Origin of the sequence: Natronococcus pandeyae, assembly GCF_008122205.1 — an archaeon.
Classification (GTDB): Archaea; Halobacteriota; Halobacteria; order Halobacteriales; family Natrialbaceae; genus Natronococcus; species Natronococcus pandeyae.
Window position 1 is genome coordinate 108,669 of sequence record NZ_PHNJ01000002.1, and the last position, 20,366, is coordinate 129,034.

16 protein-coding genes are annotated in these 20,366 nt (G+C 63.2%); 8 read left to right on the forward strand and 8 right to left on the reverse strand.

Annotation, left to right across the window (positions count from 1 at the left end; all coding sequences use genetic code 11):
* Positions 1 to 247: 247 nt before the first annotated feature.
* Positions 248 to 1,594, forward strand: coding sequence for a polysaccharide deacetylase family protein (locus tag CV102_RS04165; RefSeq protein WP_148856640.1), 1,347 nt, complete (start codon positions 248 to 250; stop codon positions 1,592 to 1,594).
* A gap of 247 nt (positions 1,595 to 1,841) precedes the next feature.
* Here CV102_RS04165 and CV102_RS04170 read toward each other — a convergent pair whose 3' ends face one another.
* The 3 genes from CV102_RS04170 to CV102_RS04180 form a co-directional block, all read right to left on the reverse strand.
* Positions 1,842 to 3,272, reverse strand: coding sequence for a PKD domain-containing protein (locus CV102_RS04170; protein ID WP_233710628.1), 1,431 nt, complete (start codon positions 3,270 to 3,272; stop codon positions 1,842 to 1,844).
* Positions 3,273 to 3,497: 225 nt separating this feature from the next.
* A complete protein-coding gene (locus CV102_RS04175; RefSeq protein ID WP_148856642.1) occupies positions 3,498 to 4,472 on the reverse strand; it encodes a glycosyltransferase family 2 protein in 975 nt (324 codons plus the stop codon).
* 545 nt (positions 4,473 to 5,017) lie between these two features.
* Positions 5,018 to 6,658, reverse strand: coding sequence for an oligosaccharide flippase family protein (locus tag CV102_RS04180; protein ID WP_148856643.1), 1,641 nt, complete (start codon positions 6,656 to 6,658; stop codon positions 5,018 to 5,020).
* A 286-nt stretch (positions 6,659 to 6,944) separates the two neighbouring features.
* Between CV102_RS04180 and CV102_RS04185 the strand changes: the two genes are divergently transcribed.
* On the forward strand, positions 6,945 to 8,051 hold the full coding sequence (locus tag CV102_RS04185) for a polysaccharide deacetylase family protein (RefSeq protein ID WP_148856644.1): 1,107 nt from the start codon (positions 6,945 to 6,947) through the stop codon (positions 8,049 to 8,051).
* A 43-nt stretch (positions 8,052 to 8,094) separates the two neighbouring features.
* On the opposite strand, the gene CV102_RS04190 is transcribed toward CV102_RS04185, so the two are convergent.
* The 4 genes from CV102_RS04190 to CV102_RS04205 form a co-directional block, all read right to left on the reverse strand.
* Positions 8,095 to 9,738, reverse strand: a complete 1,644-nt coding sequence (locus CV102_RS04190; protein ID WP_148856645.1) for a right-handed parallel beta-helix repeat-containing protein — start codon at positions 9,736 to 9,738, stop codon at positions 8,095 to 8,097.
* A 371-nt stretch (positions 9,739 to 10,109) separates the two neighbouring features.
* On the reverse strand, positions 10,110 to 10,772 hold the full coding sequence (locus CV102_RS04195; RefSeq protein ID WP_148856646.1) for a helix-turn-helix domain-containing protein: 663 nt from the start codon (positions 10,770 to 10,772) through the stop codon (positions 10,110 to 10,112).
* A gap of 146 nt (positions 10,773 to 10,918) precedes the next feature.
* Complete coding sequence (locus CV102_RS04200; RefSeq protein WP_148856647.1) at positions 10,919 to 12,604, reverse strand: alkaline phosphatase family protein; 1,686 nt, start codon at positions 12,602 to 12,604, stop codon at positions 10,919 to 10,921.
* 166 nt (positions 12,605 to 12,770) lie between these two features.
* A complete protein-coding gene (locus CV102_RS04205; protein ID WP_148856648.1) occupies positions 12,771 to 14,816 on the reverse strand; it encodes a MutS-related protein in 2,046 nt (681 codons plus the stop codon).
* A gap of 78 nt (positions 14,817 to 14,894) precedes the next feature.
* On the opposite strand from CV102_RS04205, the gene CV102_RS04210 reads away from it, so the two are divergent.
* From CV102_RS04210 to CV102_RS04230, 5 genes are all read left to right on the forward strand, one after another.
* The gene (locus CV102_RS04210) at positions 14,895 to 16,466 is read left to right on the forward strand and encodes a SagB/ThcOx family dehydrogenase (RefSeq protein ID WP_148856649.1); all 1,572 of its coding nucleotides are present in this window, start codon (positions 14,895 to 14,897) and stop codon (positions 16,464 to 16,466) included.
* A gap of 279 nt (positions 16,467 to 16,745) precedes the next feature.
* Entirely contained in the window at positions 16,746 to 17,000 is a 255-nt protein-coding gene (locus CV102_RS04215) for a hypothetical protein (RefSeq protein WP_148856650.1), read from the forward strand.
* Between the two features lie 57 nt (positions 17,001 to 17,057).
* The gene (locus CV102_RS04220; protein ID WP_148856651.1) at positions 17,058 to 17,528 is read left to right on the forward strand and encodes a response regulator; all 471 of its coding nucleotides are present in this window, start codon (positions 17,058 to 17,060) and stop codon (positions 17,526 to 17,528) included.
* A 353-nt stretch (positions 17,529 to 17,881) separates the two neighbouring features.
* Positions 17,882 to 18,688 (forward strand): TrmB family transcriptional regulator, encoded by an 807-nt coding sequence (locus CV102_RS04225; protein ID WP_148856652.1) that lies wholly within the window; start codon positions 17,882 to 17,884, stop codon positions 18,686 to 18,688.
* Positions 18,689 to 18,855: 167 nt separating this feature from the next.
* Positions 18,856 to 19,080, forward strand: a complete 225-nt coding sequence (locus CV102_RS04230) for a hypothetical protein (RefSeq protein WP_148856653.1) — start codon at positions 18,856 to 18,858, stop codon at positions 19,078 to 19,080.
* Between the two features lie 52 nt (positions 19,081 to 19,132).
* Here CV102_RS04230 and CV102_RS04235 read toward each other — a convergent pair whose 3' ends face one another.
* Complete coding sequence (locus tag CV102_RS04235; RefSeq protein WP_148856654.1) at positions 19,133 to 19,474, reverse strand: hypothetical protein; 342 nt, start codon at positions 19,472 to 19,474, stop codon at positions 19,133 to 19,135.
* Between the two features lie 160 nt (positions 19,475 to 19,634).
* On the opposite strand from CV102_RS04235, the gene CV102_RS04240 reads away from it, so the two are divergent.
* On the forward strand, positions 19,635 to 20,366 hold the full coding sequence (locus CV102_RS04240; protein ID WP_148856655.1) for a YIP1 family protein: 732 nt from the start codon (positions 19,635 to 19,637) through the stop codon (positions 20,364 to 20,366).

Genomic DNA, 20,366 nt, shown 5'->3' on the forward strand with positions numbered 1-20,366 from the left:
GATACACGCTTGACTAGATCATAGTCGGGGCGAGCCACCATTAACTATAGTTCCGCTAACGCGGCCGCGATTGGGTACTGATCGCGGATGGACGGGACAGCTCCGTAGAACGGGTCTACAGAGAGCAGCAGTCCTGTTCTGGACGGAGCTGGCCCGTCTAACACCTATATAAGGTAACCACTGAACGGCGGCTAACCCACTATCGTCTGCATAATAATACCGTTGCTGCCGGTATGCCGATCCAGCAATGACCAAACGACCGAATACCCGACGACGATTCCTCGCAGCGTCCGGTGCGACAGCGTTCGCGGCCATGGCCGGCTGTACGGACCGGGTGGATTCCGCAATTCCGAACGGCGACGACGGAGACGACGACTCGTCGAACGGAAACGAGTCCGACGGCGGCGGCGACAGCGACGATGACGAGTTCGAGTCGCCCGAACTCGCGGTCGAGACCGAGTACAACAGCCGAGAGGAGTTTAGGCAACCCGGCGAGCAACTCGACGACTTCGAAGACCTCGACGACTGGGAGGTAACCAGCGGATCGGGCGAACCCGATGAAGACGTCGTCTTCGACGGCGATCAGAGCCTCAAGCTCACTGCAGAGGACAACGAGAACATCGTCGTCGAAAAGCAGATCGAGACGACGGACATGAGCGATCTCGACCTCTCGATGGCCGTACGCACGTCGACACCCTCCAACATCGCCATCGACATCCGACTCACGGACATCTACGGCGGCTACACCCACCACCAGCTCCGGTCGGTCACCTATCGCACCCCAGACATCGGCTGGTTCCGGACGTGCCCCGGCGTCTTCGAGGAGAGTTCGATAGAACTCGAGCGGGACGTGGTCGAGGAGATCGAGATCATCATCCACAACACCGAGGACGCCGAGGTGTGGGTCGACGATCTACGCACCCACGAGAAGCCCGACAAGGGCTACGTCATGCTCAGCTGGGACGACGGTCTCGAGGACTTCTACGACGAGGCGTCGCCGCTGCACGACGAGTACGACGTCAACGCCGTGCAGGCCGCAGTTCGGCAGTGGACGCGAAATCAGCGCGAGGGCGTGATGTCGATCGACCAGCTCAAGGAGCGCCAGGAGGCGGGCGATCAGATCGTCGCCCACGGGACTCACTCCGCGCTCGCGGACATGGACAAGGAAGACGTCGAGGACGCCCTCAGCCGCGACAAGAACTGGGCCGTCCAGAACGACCTCGAGGGCGGCCACTACATCGTCTTCCCGCACAACAGCTACGACCAGGAGGTCCTAGACGTCGCCTCGAACTACTACTACGCCGGCGGTTTCAACCAGGCCGGGGACGTCAACCTCACCGGCGTCCACGGCTTCGATCCGCTTGCGTTGCCCAGAACGATCGGTCACGACCTCGACATCGCGATGCGGTGTGTCGACCTGGCGGCGGAGCACCGACAGTGTACGGTCCTGAACTTCCACGCGTTCGACCAGGACAACACGATGGACGAGGACGACTACGAAGAGCTGCTCCAGCACATCAACGACACCGACGACGTCGAGGTCATCGACTTCGACGACCTCTGGAAGCTGCGTCGCGAAGGTCACGAGAACTGACCGGCGCTTCGAAATCCCTACTCGAGCGGTTCACCGACGACCGCACGACCGTCTGCGGCTCTGTTTCTTTCTTTCTTCGACCGACAGTGACTGCACGCCGCGAGCACCGAGCCCGTCGATCGGACGGACCGGGACGGTGTGATTTTCGCGGGACGGGTCGATACCTCCGTCGGCACTCGAGCCACAGAACAGTCACCAATCGGGGCCGCAAAAAAGACGCGACTGAGTCGAGACGTCCGGGCTCGAGTTACTCGGCCGAGAGCGTGATCTCGGTGACCGAGGTCCGGCCGCCCTCACTGGTGATACAGAGCGTAACCGTATGATCGCCATCAGCAGTCACAGTTACGTCGATGGTCTCGCCGGTCTCCTCGAAGTATCCGTTGTTGTCGACGTCCCACTCGTAAGAGTCGATCTCGCCGCCCTCGATGGAAGAGGCAGCGGCATCGAGCGTGACGGTCTCCCCGCACTGGATCTGCCGCTCGTCGGCGTCCGAGGGGGTCGTCTCGATCGTGGCGGTCGGTCGTCCTGCTTCGTGGCCGTCGTCTTCAGGCTCTTCCTCGGGTTCGTCCGGTTCTTCTTCCTCAGGTTCTTCCTCGGGTTCGTCCGGTTCTTCTTCTTCCGGCTCTTCTTCCTCAGGTTCTTCCTCCTCAGGTTCTTCCTCCTCCGGCTCTTCCTCCTCAGGTTCTTCTTCCTCGTCCTCCTCCTCAGGTTCTTCTTCCTCGTCCTCCTCCTCAGGTTCTTTTTCTTCCGGCTCTTCTTCCTCGTCCTCCTCCTCCGGTTCTTCCGGCTCGTCCGGTTCTTCCGGCTCGTCCGGTTCTTCCGGCTCGTCCGGTTCTTCCGGCTCGTCCGGTTCTTCTTCCTCGTCCTCCTCAGGCTCTTCTGGCCCCTCGACAGGTCCTTCGGCCGGTTCTTCGGGAACACCGCTCGGGAACAGTTCGTCCGCGACGAGTTCACCGACGAGCCGCAGCTGCCAGTCGATCCGCGTCTCGAGGTCGGGTCCTTGAGAAAGCGTTTCGACGAGATGCGTTCGAGCACCTAGATCGAGCCAGGCCTTGTGAACGATCAGGTCGGTCGGGTTGGTGTCGGGACCGAGCGAGCCGGTCGTGAACTCCCACCCCGACGTCTCGACGTAGTTCTGGTTCACGTAGTCGGTCGCCTGCTGGGCCTCCTGCGTGGCCTGTCCGTCGCCGGAGTGGAAGATCGCCTGGCCGACACCGTCGACCGGGGAGCCCGCGTAGATACCGGTCGACTCGTGGAGATCGATGATGACATCGGGATCGTAGTCGGTGATGACGCCCCAGATCGTCCGGGCGAGTTCCGTCCGTGGCTCCTCGCCGACGGGAAACTGTCGGTTGAGGTCGTCGCCGTCGGGACCGGACCGTGTGCCCGCTTCGACGGCGGGAGCGTCCGCTTCGGGAACGACGACGAGCGTCCCGGCTTCGATCTCCCAGTCAGCGATTACGTCTGCGGCTTCGTATCCCGCAACTTCGTTGCCGTGAACGCCGCCAAATACGACGACCGTTCCGCCGTCAGCGCCCGCCGTCGTCTCGTAGACGGTCGTCTCGTACTCGGTCCCCTCCATAATTTCGAAGGAGTCCCGAGAGAGCGACGTCGACTCCTGCTGAGCGCCACTGAGACCGACGAGCCCTGCGGCTGTACAGCTGGCTGCAGCGGTCAAAACCTTCCGTCGATGAGTCTTCAAACGCTCCATTACAACCCCCACGTGATGTGTAGGGTGCTTTACTATAGCTCCATTAGCAAATCACCCCCGTCGTTTGTGAAACGAAACCGTTCACTGTAAGGCACCGAGACCGTTCAGAATCGTTACGGACCGAAAACTGAACGGTCGTTATCGCGGAACGTTGTCGTCGATCAGTCGAAGGACTCCCTCGCTGGCCTGGGTTCAGGAGCGAAGCGCTATCAGACTGCCGACCGCGACGGCGACGAGCGCGATACCGGCGATCAACACCGGAGTGGGACGGCGACGGACACCCGAACCGGCCGCCCAGAGGACACCTGGAACGTGACGCGGTTCGGGCGCCGCCCGGAAGAGGTGCAAGCTGCCACGGAGCAATCGTCCCTCGGTGAAGTAGGTCTTCGCGAGAACGAGATCGTGACTCGAGCGGATCTGATAGCCGTCCTCCTCGAACCGGGTGACCTCGTCGTCGTACAGCGAGAGGTACTGTTCGTCGGCCTGCCTGATCGTATCGGCCGGCGGCGTGCCGGTTTCTTCGCGAACGACCAGCGGCTCGTCGACGTACGCGAGTTTGCCGACGTCGAGGATGCGCAGGACGAACTCGGGATCCTGGAAGCGGTCGAGCGTCTCGTCGAAGCCACCGACCTCACGGGCGACGTCGGTGCGGACGAGTAGCGTCGAGCCGGCCCCCGTGTGGACGTTGTCCGCGAGGATCTCGCCGATTAGCTCCTCACCACCCTCCATCTGCGCCTGATCGTCGGCGCGAGAGAGCACGCTGGCGGCCAGCCCACGCAGTCGATCGACTGGGCTGGTGAGTTCGAACGTGAAGTCACAGTAAGCGGCGACCCACTCCGACGAACGCTTTTCGAGCACGTCGAGCTGGGCCTCGAGTTTCTCTGCGCGCCACTCGTCGTCCGAGTCGAGGAAGGCGACGTACTTGCCCCGGGCGTGTTCGATCCCGGTGTTTCGTGCAACGTTCGCCCCCTGATTGGTCTCGTGATAGATCGGGCGCACCCGCTCGTCGTCGTAGGACTCGAGTACGTCTTCGGTGTCGTCGGTCGAGCCGTCGTCGACGACGACGACCTCGACGGTATCGACGGTCTGGGCGAGCACGCTGTCGATCGCTCGAGAGACCGTCTCCTCCCGGTTGTAGGTCGGGATAATAACGCTGACCAGTGCCATTTCACTCGACTTGGATCGCACGGCGTTTTATTATCGATGGGCTAAACGGCGCTGTCGCCCGAAGTGGGCGAGCGAATCCGACAGCGGCTCCCACGACTCGGGACAGCACTTGTTTCAGCCGGCACCGAGTGGGTGGCTCCTTCGGGTTCGAACCGGGAGGACGTCGACTTCACGAGTTACCGGCTTCGAGAACGGAACACGAGAGTTCGCCACCCACGAAACGTGCTCGGAACTGAGACGGCGGATCCGCACGACCCCGACGTCTTGTCGAGACGCGATATCGCGGGCACAGTCCGGTCCGTCGACCTCGACGACCGAACAGCGCTACGCAGTACAGTTCGGGTACGGTGCCGACTGGAGGATGGACGGGGAAGCGTTCCGTGATCTGTTCGCCGTCGCCGTCGGCGAGCGGGACGTTCCGTGATCTGTGGCGGATCGTTCCGGCGGTGAGTCGATGCGAAGTCGATCGTCACGTCTCACGAGCTCGGAACGATCGAACGCGGCCCAGTCAGAGCGTCGTTCGCGAGTGTGCCGTTCGACCGCGGCTATCCGAACACCGGAGTGCCGCCCTCCGTTCCGAACAGGGCGATCAGCAGTCCGGACAGCAGGAACGTCACACCCGTCAGGAACAGCATACTCTGGACCCATCCCGCGATGGTCAGATCGGCGTGAACGCCCTCGAGTCGCTCCTGGGCGAACGCCGCTCGCGAACCGATCGGCTCAGGGAACTCTGCGAGAACCTCGAACGGTTCGGCAGGTGTGATCGCGCCGGTCAGCACGGCAAACGTCAGGTAGATCGCGAGGCCAGTTGGCGGAACGATCACCAGCGCCAGCCACTCGTTCGTGATGACGGCCGCGAGCGCGAAGATCGGAATCGCAGCGAGCGCGGTCGTCGCGACGATCCGGCTGAACCGTGCGTCGGCAAGCGGATCGAAGCCGACGTGTCGGGCAGACACGCAGTGGAAGGCGAACATCCCTCCGTAGCCGACACTGGTCGCGACGGCTGCACCGTGCATCCCGTACCGCGGGATCAACAGGAAGTTGAGCACGACGTTGATCGTCGCCGCGACGCCGGTCGCCGCGACCGGATACCGGAGGGTCCCCTCGCCCTGCGAGACGGCCAGGATCGGCCGTGCGAGCGCGAATCCGAGTGCACCGGGGAGCAACAGCAACAACGGCTCGATCGCCGGCGTCGCGTCCGGACCGAAGTAGATCGGGACGGCGATATCCGCCAGCGCTGCGAGTCCGACGGCCATGATGGCCGTCAGGAGAAACGTATACCGCGTCGTCTTCGAGGCGAGCGAGGTGATCTGCTTGGTGCGGTTTCTGGACCACAGCTCGGAGGTCGAGTGGACGTACACGGTCTGCAGCGCCAGCGGAACGAACCAGAGGAACTCCGCGAGGGTGAGCGCCGCCCTGTAGTTCCCGACGTCGGCACTCTCCCGGAAGTGCTGGAGCATGACGACGTCGATGTGATAGAGCGAGGTGAGCAGGAACAGGAGAACGATACTCATCGAGTTGAACGTCAGCATCTTCTTTCGGGGGAAATTACTCGGCGGCGTCCGGAACACGTTCGAGAGTGGCACCCGTTGGTGGATCAGCATCAGGCCGATCACCCCGACGGCGATGCTGGCCACGGCGTGGCCGGCGAGCGCGCCAGTGACGCCGAAGTCGAGATAGACGAGGGGGATAGCGACGACCACGAACGCGACTTTGTCGAGGATGTTGAGCGGTTCGGAGTACCGCTCGAGGCCGAAGCCCATGAGCGTCTTGCGCGAGTACGTCTGGAACTGGACGGAGACGACGAGCAGCGCTAGCCCGTAGAAGTAGGGCGTGTACTCCGCTCCGAAAAGCCGGGTGACGAGCCCGCTCTGAGAGGAGAGGATCATCAGAAACGCGCCCGTGAGCGAGAACAGCAGCGCCAGCCGGAAGTAGTAGCCGACCACGTACGGTTCCCAGTCCTGCATGGACCGCTCCTCCGCGAGGAACTTGCGGACGCCGTCGGCGATCCCCGAACTGACGAAAATCATGTAGATGGCGAACACCGACATGAGGAACGAGTAGTCCCCGAACCCCGCGGGCTCGAGGAGTCGGAAGAGGATGGGTGTCGAGAGGATGCCGACTATCAGAATGACGATCTTGGCGCTGACGACGGAGAGAACACCGCTGGAGAGACTTCGGTTCACCGTAACCTCCGGGAGCAACGGCGTCCGGTGGCTCCCATCACCGACGTTCGCTGAACTATCGGTACTTGAACGATATCCACAGTATCTGGGACTCTGGCTTGGAGGGGCCTTATTATAACCGTATTAAGTGCCGGACGAAGAACGAGATGCGGACGGCGGCCGTTTCGATTCGGGATAGAGAGAGCCACGAATGCTCATCCGCTGACAGCAGCAACGGCCGGCGAACGGCTCGATGCAGTTCTTAACGGGGCGATAAATAGGAGTCTGGAAATGTGAGTGAAAATCGATGAACGAGAAAGCGACTCGACGGGCTCTCCTCGGCACCGTCGGTGCCGGTACGCTCGCAGCGACCGCCGGCTGTCTCGATGCACTGAACGACGAGAACGGCGACGACGAAGCGAACGGTGGGGACGACGAGAACGGCGGGAACGGCGACACGGACGATGACGGGCAATCTGACCAGGCCAACGAGTCCGAGGATCCGGATGACGAGGCCGACGAGATCCCCGACATCGATGGCGGCGCCGTCGTCTTCACGTACGACGACGGGCCGATGGAAGACTACCAGCAAGCGTTCCCCGTCCACCAGGAGTTCGACGCGCCCGCGAGTACGGGTATCGTGACGGAGTGGGTCGGCCGCGAGGACTTCCAGGACACCGACTGGATGGATATCGAGTACATCGAGGAACTCGAGGAAGCCGGCTGGGAAATCATGTCACACACGACTGCTCACACCGCGCTGGGGTCGTTCGAACTCGTCGAAGACGTCGATCCGGACGACAGTCGAGTCTATCCCGAACAGCGAAATCACGGGTTCCACGGCGGCTACGAGATCGAGGTCACCGACGGGGAGAACTCGGTTCGGCGGCAGCTGGTCGATTCCGGCGAGGACGACGTCGGAATCTACCTTGAGTTCGACGAACCGATCGGCGAGTCCTTCGCGGCCGGCGAGACGGTCGAGCGATACCCCGAGGACCTCATGCACGAGTTCCTCGGCGGTTCCAAGGACCGACTCGAGCAGTGGGGCTTCGAGGTCGACACGCTCCTCGCGCCGTACGACGTCTGCGACGAGTGGACGATCGAGATCGCCAGCGAGTACTACGACGGGATCGCGAACGTACACCTCGACACGATGGTGAACGATCTCGACTCGTTCGACCCGTTCGATACGCACCGGGACTACTTTATCGAGTTCACCGGCCCCGAGGCCGTCCAGGCGCAACTCGACGAGGTCGCCAACCAGGAGGCGCTCGGCATCGTGGGCGCGCACACGTTCAAAGAGGAAGTGACCGAGGAAGGTATTAGAGAGACCCTCGAGTGGGTCGAAGAACGAGATCTCGAGGTCGTGACGCTCCGCGACGCCATCAGAGCGGCGGCCGGCGATTCGGCCTAACCGCTTCAGAGGCCGAAAACCGGCAGGAGAGAGTGTGAGAACGTTAGTGCGACTCGTACGTGTTGTTCCAGGTCACGGTTCCGCTGGCGCCGTGATCGCGGTACCCGTTGACGATTCGGTTCACTCGGAACGCAGCGTTCGTCACGTCCGGATAGAGTTGAATCGCCTCTCGCCCGTGGTCGTACGACTCGAGATCCGCGTTTCGGACATGGTTGTCCGACCCCTGATCGACGTACGGGTGGAAACTCGCCCGAAACGTTCCCTGGTAGACGGTCGTGTCGCTTCCGGAGACGACGAGTCCGTTCCGGTCTACGCCGTTGCGACCGGGCTGGTCGACGTCGATGTACTGGAACCGACAGTTGTCCCGTCCACACCGGATGCCGTCGCGGAAGCCGTGTTTGTCGCCGGCACTACCCGAAACCGAGAGCTCCGACGCGAGAACCCGGTCGCGCTTGTCGCCCTCCCGGATCCAGAGGGGATAGCCGCCGGCCGCCTCGTGAACGACGTCAGTTCTGTGAATTTCTGTCTCGCCTGCCTCCGGCGAGACGACGATACCGTGGTTGACGCGGTCACCGGAGATCTCGATCGACGTATCTTCGATCGTCGAACTCTTACAGGAGTTCATCACCGACACCGCGTGGCTCGTCGGCTGTGGCGAGGTGATCGTGATGTCGGCCCCGGAAATGAGAAGATCGTCGCCGCTCTCGATGCGGACGCCGCGCTGTGACCGGTCGTGTGGCCCCGTCTCGTCGATCACGACGGTCGGATCTCTGATTTCGCTCCCCTGACCGCCGACACGGACGTTTGCGCCGTTGCTGTTCTTGAAGACGCCGCCGTCGACGACGTACGTCCCGTCTTCGTTCGTCGCGTACAACCCGTTGTCCGGAAAGCCGCCGAGTTCGCAGTCTTTGAACTCGAGGTGACCGACGTTCGTGTTCGCCTCGATTCCGATCGGTCCTCGCCAAATGTTCCCCGCGTTCGGTGTCTCGTCGGCGTGAACGCCGCCATCAGGTGCGCGGAACCGTTCGACGACACCGCGACCGTTTGGATCGGTGATGGTGAACATACCGGGACCCCACGTCCCGCTATCGTGTTCACCGCGAATGTTGATATCTTCAACCTTCAGGTCATCGGAGACGTTTGCCTCGATTACCCGAATACCCGTGTTCGAGGCGGTCTGATCGATATCGAAGCCGCGGAATCGAAGCCGACCGCCTGGACTGTACGAGACGCCGAGACGGAACAGTCGGTACTGGGGGCCGTCGAAGTTGTAGTAGTTCGCTGGAACCAGCGTCGCGTCGTGCCCGAAGAATCCGATGTTGTCGAATCCGGTAAACCGGAACTGGCTGTCCATATAGTACCGTCCTTCCGGAAACTTGAACGCGGTGTTGTCGGCTCTGAGGTCCTCGAGGACGGGTGTGATCGACTCCCCGCCGGTCCTGTCGGCGCCGGCGTCGACGACGTTGACGACGTTATCGTACCCCTCGTGAAACGCCGCACCGGACATACTCGCCGCGGAGAGCAGTCCTACCGTCGATGCGCCGGCGATCGCCGTACCCCGAAGAAGCGATCGTCGGCTTCGACCGTTCTTCGCGTCGGCCCCAGTCGACGCGGGATCTGTTGTTTGGTCGCTCGGCTGACAGTCTCCTGATGATACCTGTTTGTTATGATTACTTCCATTCTCCATTGACAGTCACATTGTTCAGTATGACTTAGCTGACCAATAAATGAGGATTCGAATATCCAGTTTTTAAATATGAATGTGGTATGTGAACATACAGATTTGCGATAACTCATCGCTCGTGAAACGGTCGAACGTGCAGCAAATCGCCGAGAAAACCCTCGTTTCGACCGGACAACACGAACCGGACGAATTCTGGTAATCCGACGTATACCCGATCTGAGCGATTGTTTCCGAGATGAAACAGTGATTCAGTTCGGTATTTCGACGTGAGAAGAGTTCCCCGCACTCAGCAGCGTAGTTGTACTCCTGTCAGACGAGTGTCACAGTCCGAACCGTCGGTCGATCGTAGCCGGAGAAACGGATGTGTTCATCGGCTATTTGATCGCCTCGGGCGTCCTGTTGGTCTCGAGCGTCGCCGAAACAAGTTCCGCGACCGCGCGACGAAGCCGCTGTGAAACGGCCGACGTCGAGATGCCAAGCTGGTCAGCGAGATCTCCCTGAGAGACCCGCCGCGGAATGTCGTAGTAGCCTGCGTAGTACGCCAACAGCAGTATCTCGTGTTGTTGTTCGGTCAGGAAATACGTCGCGTCGTCGTTAGAGTTGGACTCCTGAAGCTGTCGAACCCGAAACGAGATCTCTCGCTCTTGACAACTCTCCCGAAACGTAACGAGCGCGCCGCGATCCGGGAGATAGATTCGAACGATCCAGCCCTGTTTGTCACTGGTGATCTTGAAGACGAACAGCCCCTCTTCGGCACATCGTGGGGGGATCGGATCGAGCGCCGACTCCATCGTTACGCGGTAGATCGCCCGGTTGGGAAACGTGACGATCCGGTTCGGGTTCGAAACCGTATGATCGGCCTCCATCGCCTGCTCGACGGCCTCGTACTCGCTTCCGAACACGGAGACGAACAGCGAGGTGTCCTCGGCGGCAGAAACGGTGTACTCATATCTAACTGTCACTCCCGACACGGCCTCGATCGTCGGCATCAACACGAGGTCCTGGTGGGACAGTCTGGCTTCCAGTACGAAACCCATCAGCAACACACCCTCACAGTACTCTTCGTTGATGAGTCTCGGTTTTCCTTATAGTGTCGTTAATCTGTGTTTCAGACGTTCCAACACGAACACACATTGACGACGACAGCACGACGACGGAGAATGCGGCGGTCCCGAACGGACGGTTAGTTCATATAACCGAGGTCGGCGAGGCGATCCGTTACCTCGTCGTCGGCCTCTGATCGGCCCTGGTCGGCGCTCTCGTTGTACGCCGGATAGCTGGTCGAGTCGACCGCATCGACGACCGGGACGACGCTTCCGTCCATCCGATCACTGTAGGGCACACCGAACGACGCCATGATCGTCGGCGCGACGTCGAAGAGGTGTGCGCGCTCGAGGTCCGTGTCCTCGTCGACGCCCTCGCCCATCGCGGCGAACACGCCGTCGAGTTTGTGGTTCCAGGGTTCGGCCGGACCGAAGTAGTCGTCGCCGAGTTGCTCGGAGATGGCGTGGTCGAACTCGTCGGGGATCAGGACGATGTCGACGGCCTCGTCGGCGTGGTCGCCGTGGAAGTAGCGTTCTCGCGGCGCGACGGTCTCGAAGACCGGGTCGCCGTCCGGCGTCTCGACCCCCTCGAGTTCGCGGATGAGTTCCTCGCGGAGTTCCTCGTACTCGTCCTGCGGGACGACGCCCTCGGGGTCGCGCCCCTCGAGGTTGATCCGGATCCCGAGTTCGGTGCGTGCGCGGACGTAGGCCTTCGAGTTCTCGAAGTCGACCTGTTCGTTCGCCGTTCGCGCGACGCCGCTCGGCGCGAGCTTCATCGCGACGCCCGCCAGACCGACTCGCTCGAGGGCCAGCCGAACGCTGTGGGCCGTGATTCCGAACCTGTCTGCGACGGTCGCCGCGGCGCGCTCGACGGTGCTCGGCTCCCACGTGTCGGACTCCTCGCCCTCGCGAAGCTTGCGGCGCATGGGCGTCCAGGAGGGCATCCCCTTGCCGCCGGTCATCGTCTCGACGTACCCCTGATCGCGGAGGAACTCGTTGACGCGGAACTCGTAGCCGTCGTACTCCCCCATCCCGTGGTCGCTGGCGACGAAGACGTGATCCGGATCGAACTCCTCGAGGATCGCCGCGATCTGCTCGTCGGCCGTCTCGTAGACCATCCTGACCTTCTCCTCGTCGCCGAAGAACTCGTGGAAGACGGTGTCCGTCTTCTGGAACTGAACGAAGCCGAAATCCGGCTCGTACTCGTTGGCGAGGTAGCGAAACGCATCGCCGCGCATACGGATCAGGCGCTGGTACTCCTCCATCTTCTCGGACTCCGGGATCGTGTCGTCGTCGCGCGAGTACGACGGGTACACCCGGTAGTCGCCGATCTCGTCGCGAACGTCGTCGAGGAGACCCTCGGGGTGACACTGCGGATCCTCCGGGCCGATGAAACCGGGGAGCAACGCGCCGTCGAACTCCTCGGGCGGGTGCGTGATCGGCGCGTTGACGACGACGCTCGAGTAGCCGTGTCGATCCAGCAACGACCAGACCGTATGTTCGTCGACGTCGTCACTACTGGTGACGTGCCAGTCGTAGCCGTCGTAGCCGACGAAGCCGAACGCGCCGTGTTTTCCGGGGTTGGCGCCCGTGTACATCGATGGCCAGGCGCTCGGCGTCCACGGCGGGATCTGGGACTCGAGGGGCGCGCTGACGCCCTCGGAGCAGAGTCGGTGGATCGTCGGAATCTCCTCCTCCTCGTCGAGATCATCGAAGACTGAGAGGCTCCCCGCGTCGATGCCGATCAGCAGCGTATTCATGCCGCTAGATTCTTCTCCGTTCGATACTGCGTCGCTGTCTTGAGATGTTCGTGCCCTCCGTTCCATATTCTATCGGAAATCGTGTTCGTTCAAAGCAGACGATGTCGCTCCAGACCAGTCGTTTCAGTTCGAGAAGCGCACTGGTCGCACCTTATTATCTCGTCGTTAAACCCTCTCTCACGCGTCAAAGCCCGCGTTCGAGTCGGAGCACCGATACGTTCGAACGGTTCGATCAGTCAAACTTTTCGAGAAGGCGGTCGTAGAACCCAACTTCTGCCCCTTCGTTTCGCGATTCGTTCCGGCTCGACGCGGCGGTTGTGCCTCGTGATTCGTCGGCGAGTTTTTCGACGATCAGCTCCGGCGTCGACCGCGCCAGGTGGTCTTTGACCGGCGATCGGTTCACCTCGAGTTCGCCGTCGACCAGTCCGACGGCTTCGATCCCGTCGATCGTCACGTCGAAGCCGGCCATCTCGCGGATCTCGCCCGCGAGGTGGGAGACGAACACCGCGGTCGCTCCGTTCTCCGAGAGCGCCTCGAGGATCCCGGCGATGATCTTCGCGCTGGCCCCGGGTTCGGTGATGCTCTCGAGTTCGTCGACCAGCACGAGCGAGCCCTCTCCACCCTGGGCCAGGTCGGCGAACTCTCTGACGGTGGCCTCGAAGGCGCCCGCGTCGAGGGTCCCCTGGGTCTTGCCGTGATAGTGAAGATCGTCGAACTGCTGGAGACGCGCGTTCTCGGCGGGGACCGGGAGTCCCATGTGGGCCAGTACGACCACGCTCGCCACGAGGTCGAGCGTCGAGGTCTTCCCACCGCTGTTGACCCCCGAGAGCAGCGCGACGCCCGAGACCTCGTAGTCGACGGGGTCGATCGCCTCGAGCGGTTCGTCGAGCAGCGGGGAGCGTCCTCCGTCGATCGCGAACCCGACGGGCTCCGAACGAGCGTCCGCCTCGACGACCGTCGGCATCGTACACGAAAAGTCGCGGGCGAAGCGGGCGATCGCGAGTTCGACGTCGAGTTCGAGCGCGTCCCGTACGAGTTCTCGTGCGTCCGTCCGCTGGTCGGCGAGGTCGGCCGCCAGTTCACGTTTGAGCCGACCCGCGCGCCGCTCTTTGGCCGCCGTTAGCTCGGTTCGCAGCCGACCGAGGGCGTCCTCGTCCCGCTCGACCGGAAACGCCGGCTCGTCGGTGAAGACCCGTCGGGCCAGTTCGGCTTCGCCCGGATCGAGCGAGAGCGCCTCGATCAGGTGTTCGCGGGCGGCCTCGACGGCCGCCGCGTGTTCGTCCGCGAGCTCTCGAGAGAGCAGGGAGTCGACCCCGGCGCCGCGCTCGACCAGCGAGAGCAGGTCCGAGCCCTCGATCGTGACGTCCTGCTCCCGGATAGCCTCTCGCAGGTGGTCGTTCGCGACGCTCTCGGCCGTCCCCGTCGCAGCGTCGAGGTCGTTCGCGGCCGTCGTCAACCGATCGAGCTCGTCGTCGCCGGCGACCGTCCCGTCCTCGGCGAGCCGCGAGAGCCCGTCCGTGAGGGTCTCGAGGTCACAGGCCGGTTCGAGATCCGCCGCGCGGTGCACCTCGACGGCCGCCCGCAGGCGGTCCCGGTTACGAGCGAAGAAGGCCAGCGACCGCTCGGGAACGACGTCGGCGGGGTTCTCGAGAGCGTCCGGCTCGACCTGAACGTCGCCCTCGACCGTGACTCCCGCGAAGGACTCGTCGAGGGCGATCACCGTCGCGTAGCCGCGAGCGAGTTCCGCGAGCCCCTGTGCGTCCTCGACGACCTCGACGGGAAGCTCCGGAATCGCTTCCCGCGCTTCGGCGTAGCGCTCCGCGTCGGTCGTCGCCAGACAGCGCTCGCGAACCCTGACGTCGCCCGGCTGCTGGAGCGGTTCGACGCCACAGAGTGCCTCGAGCACTGCGGGATCGGGTTCGCGCTCCATCGCCTCGCTTGCGAACGCCTGCACCTCCTCGATGCGCGAGCGCCGGGCGCTCGGATACAGCGTCTCGAGGCGCTGGGCCGCGTACTCCGTAACCGTTCGCTCCTGCAGCAGTCCGAGCACGTTCCGGTAGACCTCGCGGGCGCGATCGGTCGCGAGAAAGCCGCCGGGGTCGTCGTGTTCTCGCCGGATCGCCCCGCGCGCGATGCGGGCGGCCCGTCCCTGCGAAATGTCGGGCGCCGCCGCGATCGCGGCGACGTCGCCCGTCCGCAGCGCTCCTTCCGGGTCGTCGAGTACCGACAACGACCGGGCAGTCTTCTCGCCGACGCCCGGAATCGACTCGAGGTCCATCGTTCTCGAACGGCGTATCAAAGCGGAGTGAGAAAAAGCTCCCGTCCGCTTTTCCCCGTTGGCGTGGTAGCACTGCGCATGACAACCGGGGCGCGCACGTACCACGAACGGACGAAACACTCCCCGAGAAGCGTTCGCGAGGGCGCTCACGGTCTCGACTTCGACAACAAGCCGACGCCGTACAAGGAGTACGAGGAGCTGCCGGCGAGGGACCTCGCCGAACGGGTCCGACCGCCACAGCAGCCGGCGCTTTCGGCGATCGCCGAATCTACGCCGAGCGGCGAGGGGGCACAGACGCCGGACCTCGAGGCGGTCACGAACCTCTCGTACTACGCGGCCGGCATCACGAAAGAGATCGGTCGACGGGGCCGCAGCCTGCTGTTCCGGGCCGCTGCGACGACCGGCGCGCTGTACCACGTGGATCTCTACGTGGTCTGCGGGGATCTCGGGGGTGCCGACGAGAACGGTTCGGACGGCGAGGGGAACGATCTCGGCCTCGAGGCTGGCGTCTACCACTTCGATCCGCGGACGCTGTCGCTCGACGTGCTGCGCGAGGGGGACCACCGGGACGTGCTCGCAGCCGCCAGCGACTACGATTCCGTCCGCGAGGCGCCGCTTTCGTTCGTCGCGACCTCGACCTGGTGGCGCAACGCCTGGAAGTACGAGGAGCGGACCTTTCGCCACGCGTTCTGGGACTCCGGGACGACGCTCGCGAACCTGCTGGCAGTCGCCCATGCGCTGGACTACCGGGCCGAGGTCGTCACCGGCTTCGCGGACCGACCCGTCGTCGACCTGCTGGGGCTCGATCCCGAGCGGGAGGCGCCGCTCGAACTCGTTCCGATCGGCGGCGGCAGCGACGTGGGCTCAGCCGATCCCGCCGACCTCGAGCCGATCGACCCGGCGACCGCGCCGCTCTCGCCGAACGAGAGGGAGTTCCCGCTGATCCACGAGGCCTGGGACGCCGGCACGCTCGAGGACGGCGCCGCCGCGGCGTCGTGGCGGTCCGACCGGCCGGCGGGGTCGATCAGCGCGCGCGACCCCGGAGACGGCGAGCGAGTCCCGCTCGAGCCGGTCGATTCCGAGACGGCCTCGAGTCGCCCGCTCCACGAGACAATCCAGCGGCGGGGCTCCTGTCGCGAGTACGAGCGCGAGCCGATCAGTTTCCGGAAGCTGTCGACCGTGCTCGACAGGGCGGTTCGCGGCGTTCCGATGGACGTGCGGCGGGACGACGACCCGCCGCTCTCGTTCGTCGACGCCTACCTGCTCGTCAACAGCGTCGACGGACTCGAGTCCGGCAGCTACCACTATCACCCGGCCGAGGGCGAACTCGAACTGCTCCAGGCCGGCGAGTTCCGCCAGGAGGCGGGTCACCTCGCGCTGGACCAGCGACTGGGAGCCGACGCCGCAGTCTGTCTGTTCCTCACGAGCGACCTCGAGGCGGTCGTCGACGCGCTCGGTGATCGAGGCTATCGGGTGGCCCAGCTCGAGGCAGCGCTGACGGCGGGCCGCTGCTATCTCGGCACCTACGCGCATCTGGATCTGGGTGGGACCGGGCTGACGTTCTACGACGACGTCGTCACGGACTTCTTCGCACCGCGGGCCAGCGGTCAGACGCCGATGTTCCTGTATACGATGGGTCGTCCAGCCTGATACGGCCGGTTGGAAGTCAGTTCCAGGGCAACCGCGAACCGTCGTGCGATTGCACCGGTAGCCGGTTACAACCGACCCACTGCGAGAACGAGTGTCGATCAGCGCAGTTTCGCGGGGGGGAAGGTGGCCGGTTCGCTCGCGGTAGCCACCCCGTCAGGCGATCGGCGCCGTTATTCACTCGGTTAATCAAAACACACATCCGTGTGAAAATGTAGGGGAGTCACACCGTTCAAAGCCGTTGTGGGCACAGTGCCACCGATAACTGGTAAATTATTTGGAATGCTGGCAGACGAACGCCGACAACAAATCCTCTTTTCTCTCGCGGATGATCCGTCGCCGACAACTCCCGGTTCGCCACCGGATGCCGGCGGCAGCGAAATAGGGGTTCGCGTCGCGCAGTACCACACGCACCTTCCGAAACGTGCGGACCACGGATTCGTTCGATGGACGCCCGAGGAGAACGTCCTCGAGGAGGGGACGAAGTTCGAGGAGATCAGACCGGTTCTGGAACTGCTCGAGGAGTATCGAGAGTAGTTCGACAGCGATCGAGCGGACCGGACCACAGCGATCAGCGACGAGCGATCAAAGACGATGACCACGACCACTCACCAGCAGCAGACCGACGAATCGATCGATATCCTCGTCGTCGAGGACAATCCCGGCGACGTCCGACTGATACGGGAGGCGTTCGAGATGGCGGAGACGAACAACGAGACGGAGCTATACGTCGCCAACACCGGAAAAGACGCGATAGCATTTCTGACGCAGTCCGACGAGTTCGCAGCGGTCCCACCCCCTGACCTCGTTCTCCTGGATCTGAATCTTCCCGGTCGGGACGGATGCGAGGTTCTCGGAACGATCAGAACTGACCTCCAGCTCCGACGGCTGCCGGTACTCATGCTCACGAGTTCCGAGTCCACCGAAGATATCGAACGGTGTTACAACGCTCGCGCCAACGCCTACCTGATGAAACCGACGGATCCGGAGGAGTTTATCTCGACCGCCGAGGCCGTCGAACGGTTCTGGCTCGAGCAGGCACAACTTCCGCCGAACGCGCGATAGCTCGCCGCTGTGTGGACGATTCTCGTTCGAACCCGATGACAGGATCCGAGCCGGTCGTCGCCACGGCGCCCTCGAAGTTTCGAAAGATCCGTCTCTCCAGTCGGGATGAGTTCGCGGTACGAGTATCTGAAAGCAATCAGCGAGTCCCGCCGTGGTTGGGCCATAACGGGACTCGCCAACAGCCCCTTCATGCCGTATCCACAAGTAGCTTGTGTGATGATTCGGGTGAAAACTCGGGTCCTCCCAGACATACTATGGAAAATACCGCTATAACGAACACATCCGAACATGAATTCTTTTGCACCCTCGCGCCGTAGACTGCGTGTTCGGATATCCGAATTCGTGGTTGGGCCATGACACAGGACGAAACAGCAACAGAGGCGGTTAGCCTGTTACAAGACCTCGGACTGCAGGAGTACGAAGCACGCTGCTTTATAGCGCTGAACAAACTCCCCAACGGGACCGCAAAGGAAATACACGAGATCTCCGAGGTACCGCGGACGAGGGTGTACGACGCGATACGCGTCCTCGAGTCCCAGGGGCTGGTCGAAGTCCAGCACTCGAGTCCGCAACTCTATCGCGCCGTCGGTATCGACGAGGCGACACGGATCCTCCGACAGCGGTACAACGACCGGATCGACACGCTCGAGACGTACCTCGAGAACACGGAGGTCCAGGAGAGCGAAGACGACGGCGATATCCAGGAGGTCTGGTCGCTGACCGGCCACGACGTGATCGAGTCGCGAACGCTCGACCTGATCGACGACGCGGACTCCGAGGTCGCACTCCTCGTCGTCGACGAGGGCATTCTCTCCGAGTCGCTGTTCGACAACGTACACGACGCGGCGGAGCGCGAACTCTCGATTCTTCTCGGCGGACAGACGGAGGCGATCACGGAGCGAATCGGGACGGAGTTTCCCGATATCCGCGTGTTCGAAACCGGACTCGATTGGCTCACCGGCGTCGGAACCGACGAGGAAGTCGCGATCAGTCGCATCCTGCTCGTCGACCGCGAGACGCTCCTGATCGGGTCGTACTACCCCGACAAGGAGGGAACGGAGCAGGCAATCTTCGCCAAAGGCCTCCAGAACGGCGTCGTGGTACTGCTCCGTCGGCTGATGACGGAAGGGCTGACCGCCGTGAAGGACCCAGGAAAGTAACTTCCGGGAACCGGTAGCGAGTCGAGCACGATTGTGACCGTCCGAACGGTTGTCCATACCGGGTACGAACGGTTGGAAACGCAGAAATTAGTCACTGAGCACAGGTCCGTTCGAGGGCTTGCGCCCTCCGGGGCGGTCGTTATCCCGTCGACTCCGCAAGAACAGATATGGTACTCAAGAAACTCCTCGGATCGACGGCAACGCGGTCGCTGACCGTCTTCTCGGTGCTTGCGGACGCCAAGCGAGCGTTCGAACAGGGGAACCACGCTCGCGGGGCCCTGATGCTCGGCGTCGCGGTACTGGCCTGGAAGTGGGCCATCATCGGCATGGCGGCACAGGGCATCGTCAAACTGCTCCGGAAGGGCGGTTCGTCGGCCGCGAAAGCGACGTAGTCGATCTACCGCGGCGTCGAGCGAAGCGGCGCGATTCTAACTGGACGCGACGTTAGTCGCCAAAGTCGGCCTCCTCGAAGTGTTCGTTCGCCAGTTCGTCGATGAGGTCCTCGACTTCTTCTCGCAGGTCGTCGTCGAGATCCTCGACCGCACCAATCCCGTGACCGCCGCTTTTCGCGGTCTGCAGGGCGTTCTTGTTCAACTCGCCGCTGGGTTCGACGACGGGGAGTTTCAAGTCGGTGAAGTTCTCCGGCGGGAACCCCGACGACGAGAGGACGAAGTGGTCGTCGACCTCGCTCAGGTCGTCCGTCTCGAAGTCCTCGAGTTGCGGATCGTCCCACTCCTCGGTCGTCGTCCCCGAAAATTCGGGTTCGTGCATCTCGTAGTCGGTCATACTCGAGTGAACGTCGGCTCGAACGATGGGCGTCGCCCCTGCGTTTTCAACGGTCCGACGGGATTTTCGACCCCGTTCGCCGGCGAACCGAACGCGACTCGAGAGCTGCTCGGGCGAATCACCGAAGGAGTTAGTTATCCGAACGTAATAGACCGGAGATATGTCGCGTTCCGTCTCGCGGTCCGTCTGGTTATTCCTCCGGAATCCAGCCGCGTTCTTCGCGGAACACAGACCGGCAGCGACGCTGCCGGTCGCCGTCGGACTGGTGATCGCGCTCGCGGTCGCGCTCGTCCTCTCGCTTCTGTTGCTCGGATCGATGCTCGCCGGAACGATGGACGCGACGCTGACGATCGACAACCCCGACCGGCCGCCGGAGTGGGTCTGTGAACAGCACGGCTCCGACTCACCCGAGTGGGAGGGCTGTGACGAACCCGAAACCATCGAACGCGACGCCGGCTCGCTCGTGTACGAGGCGACGACCGACTACCTCGGCTACGCCGCAGTCGTTCCGTTCGTCGTGTGGCTTCTCGGTGGGCTCGTCCTGTTCGGCGCCGCACGACTCGCGAACGGGACACCCTCGTTCGCCGGGACGTTCGCACTGGCAGGCTGGGCGACGATACCCGAATTCGTCCGACTGGCTGCCAGCCTGCTCGCGTTCCGCTACGCGCTCTCGGACGTTACCATCAGCGATCCCGGACGCGGCCCGGAGGTCATCGAGGCGGCGCTCACACCGATCGGTCCGGTCCTGACGATCGCCACCGTGGTCACCGTGGCCTGGCAGTGGCACCTGCTTACGGGTGGGCTCGAGCAGGACGCCGACCTGTCCCGCGGCGCCGCGGCGGCGGCGGTCGGCGTTCCGCTGGCGGTCTGGCTCCTGCTCGGCCTGGCCTGA

Bases quoted from the DNA above. Each gene is read 5' to 3' on its own strand.
- CV102_RS04165 (WP_148856640.1), top strand. From the start codon at position 248: ATGACCAAACGACCGAATACCCGACGACGATTCCTCGCAGCGTCCGGT.
- CV102_RS04175 (WP_148856642.1), bottom strand. From the start codon at position 4,472: ATGGCACTGGTCAGCGTTATTATCCCGACCTACAACCGGGAGGAGACG.
- CV102_RS04185 (WP_148856644.1), top strand. From the start codon at position 6,945: ATGAACGAGAAAGCGACTCGACGGGCTCTCCTCGGCACCGTCGGTGCC.
- CV102_RS04190 (WP_148856645.1), bottom strand. From the start codon at position 9,738: ATGGAGAATGGAAGTAATCATAACAAACAGGTATCATCAGGAGACTGT.
- CV102_RS04195 (WP_148856646.1), bottom strand. From the start codon at position 10,772: ATGGGTTTCGTACTGGAAGCCAGACTGTCCCACCAGGACCTCGTGTTG.
- CV102_RS04200 (WP_148856647.1), bottom strand. From the start codon at position 12,604: ATGGAACGGAGGGCACGAACATCTCAAGACAGCGACGCAGTATCGAAC.
- CV102_RS04205 (WP_148856648.1), bottom strand. From the start codon at position 14,816: ATGGACCTCGAGTCGATTCCGGGCGTCGGCGAGAAGACTGCCCGGTCG.
- CV102_RS04210 (WP_148856649.1), top strand. From the start codon at position 14,895: ATGACAACCGGGGCGCGCACGTACCACGAACGGACGAAACACTCCCCG.
- CV102_RS04215 (WP_148856650.1), top strand. From the start codon at position 16,746: ATGCTGGCAGACGAACGCCGACAACAAATCCTCTTTTCTCTCGCGGAT.
- CV102_RS04220 (WP_148856651.1), top strand. From the start codon at position 17,058: ATGACCACGACCACTCACCAGCAGCAGACCGACGAATCGATCGATATC.
- CV102_RS04225 (WP_148856652.1), top strand. From the start codon at position 17,882: ATGACACAGGACGAAACAGCAACAGAGGCGGTTAGCCTGTTACAAGAC.
- CV102_RS04230 (WP_148856653.1), top strand. From the start codon at position 18,856: ATGGTACTCAAGAAACTCCTCGGATCGACGGCAACGCGGTCGCTGACC.
- CV102_RS04235 (WP_148856654.1), bottom strand. From the start codon at position 19,474: ATGACCGACTACGAGATGCACGAACCCGAATTTTCGGGGACGACGACC.
- CV102_RS04240 (WP_148856655.1), top strand. From the start codon at position 19,635: ATGTCGCGTTCCGTCTCGCGGTCCGTCTGGTTATTCCTCCGGAATCCA.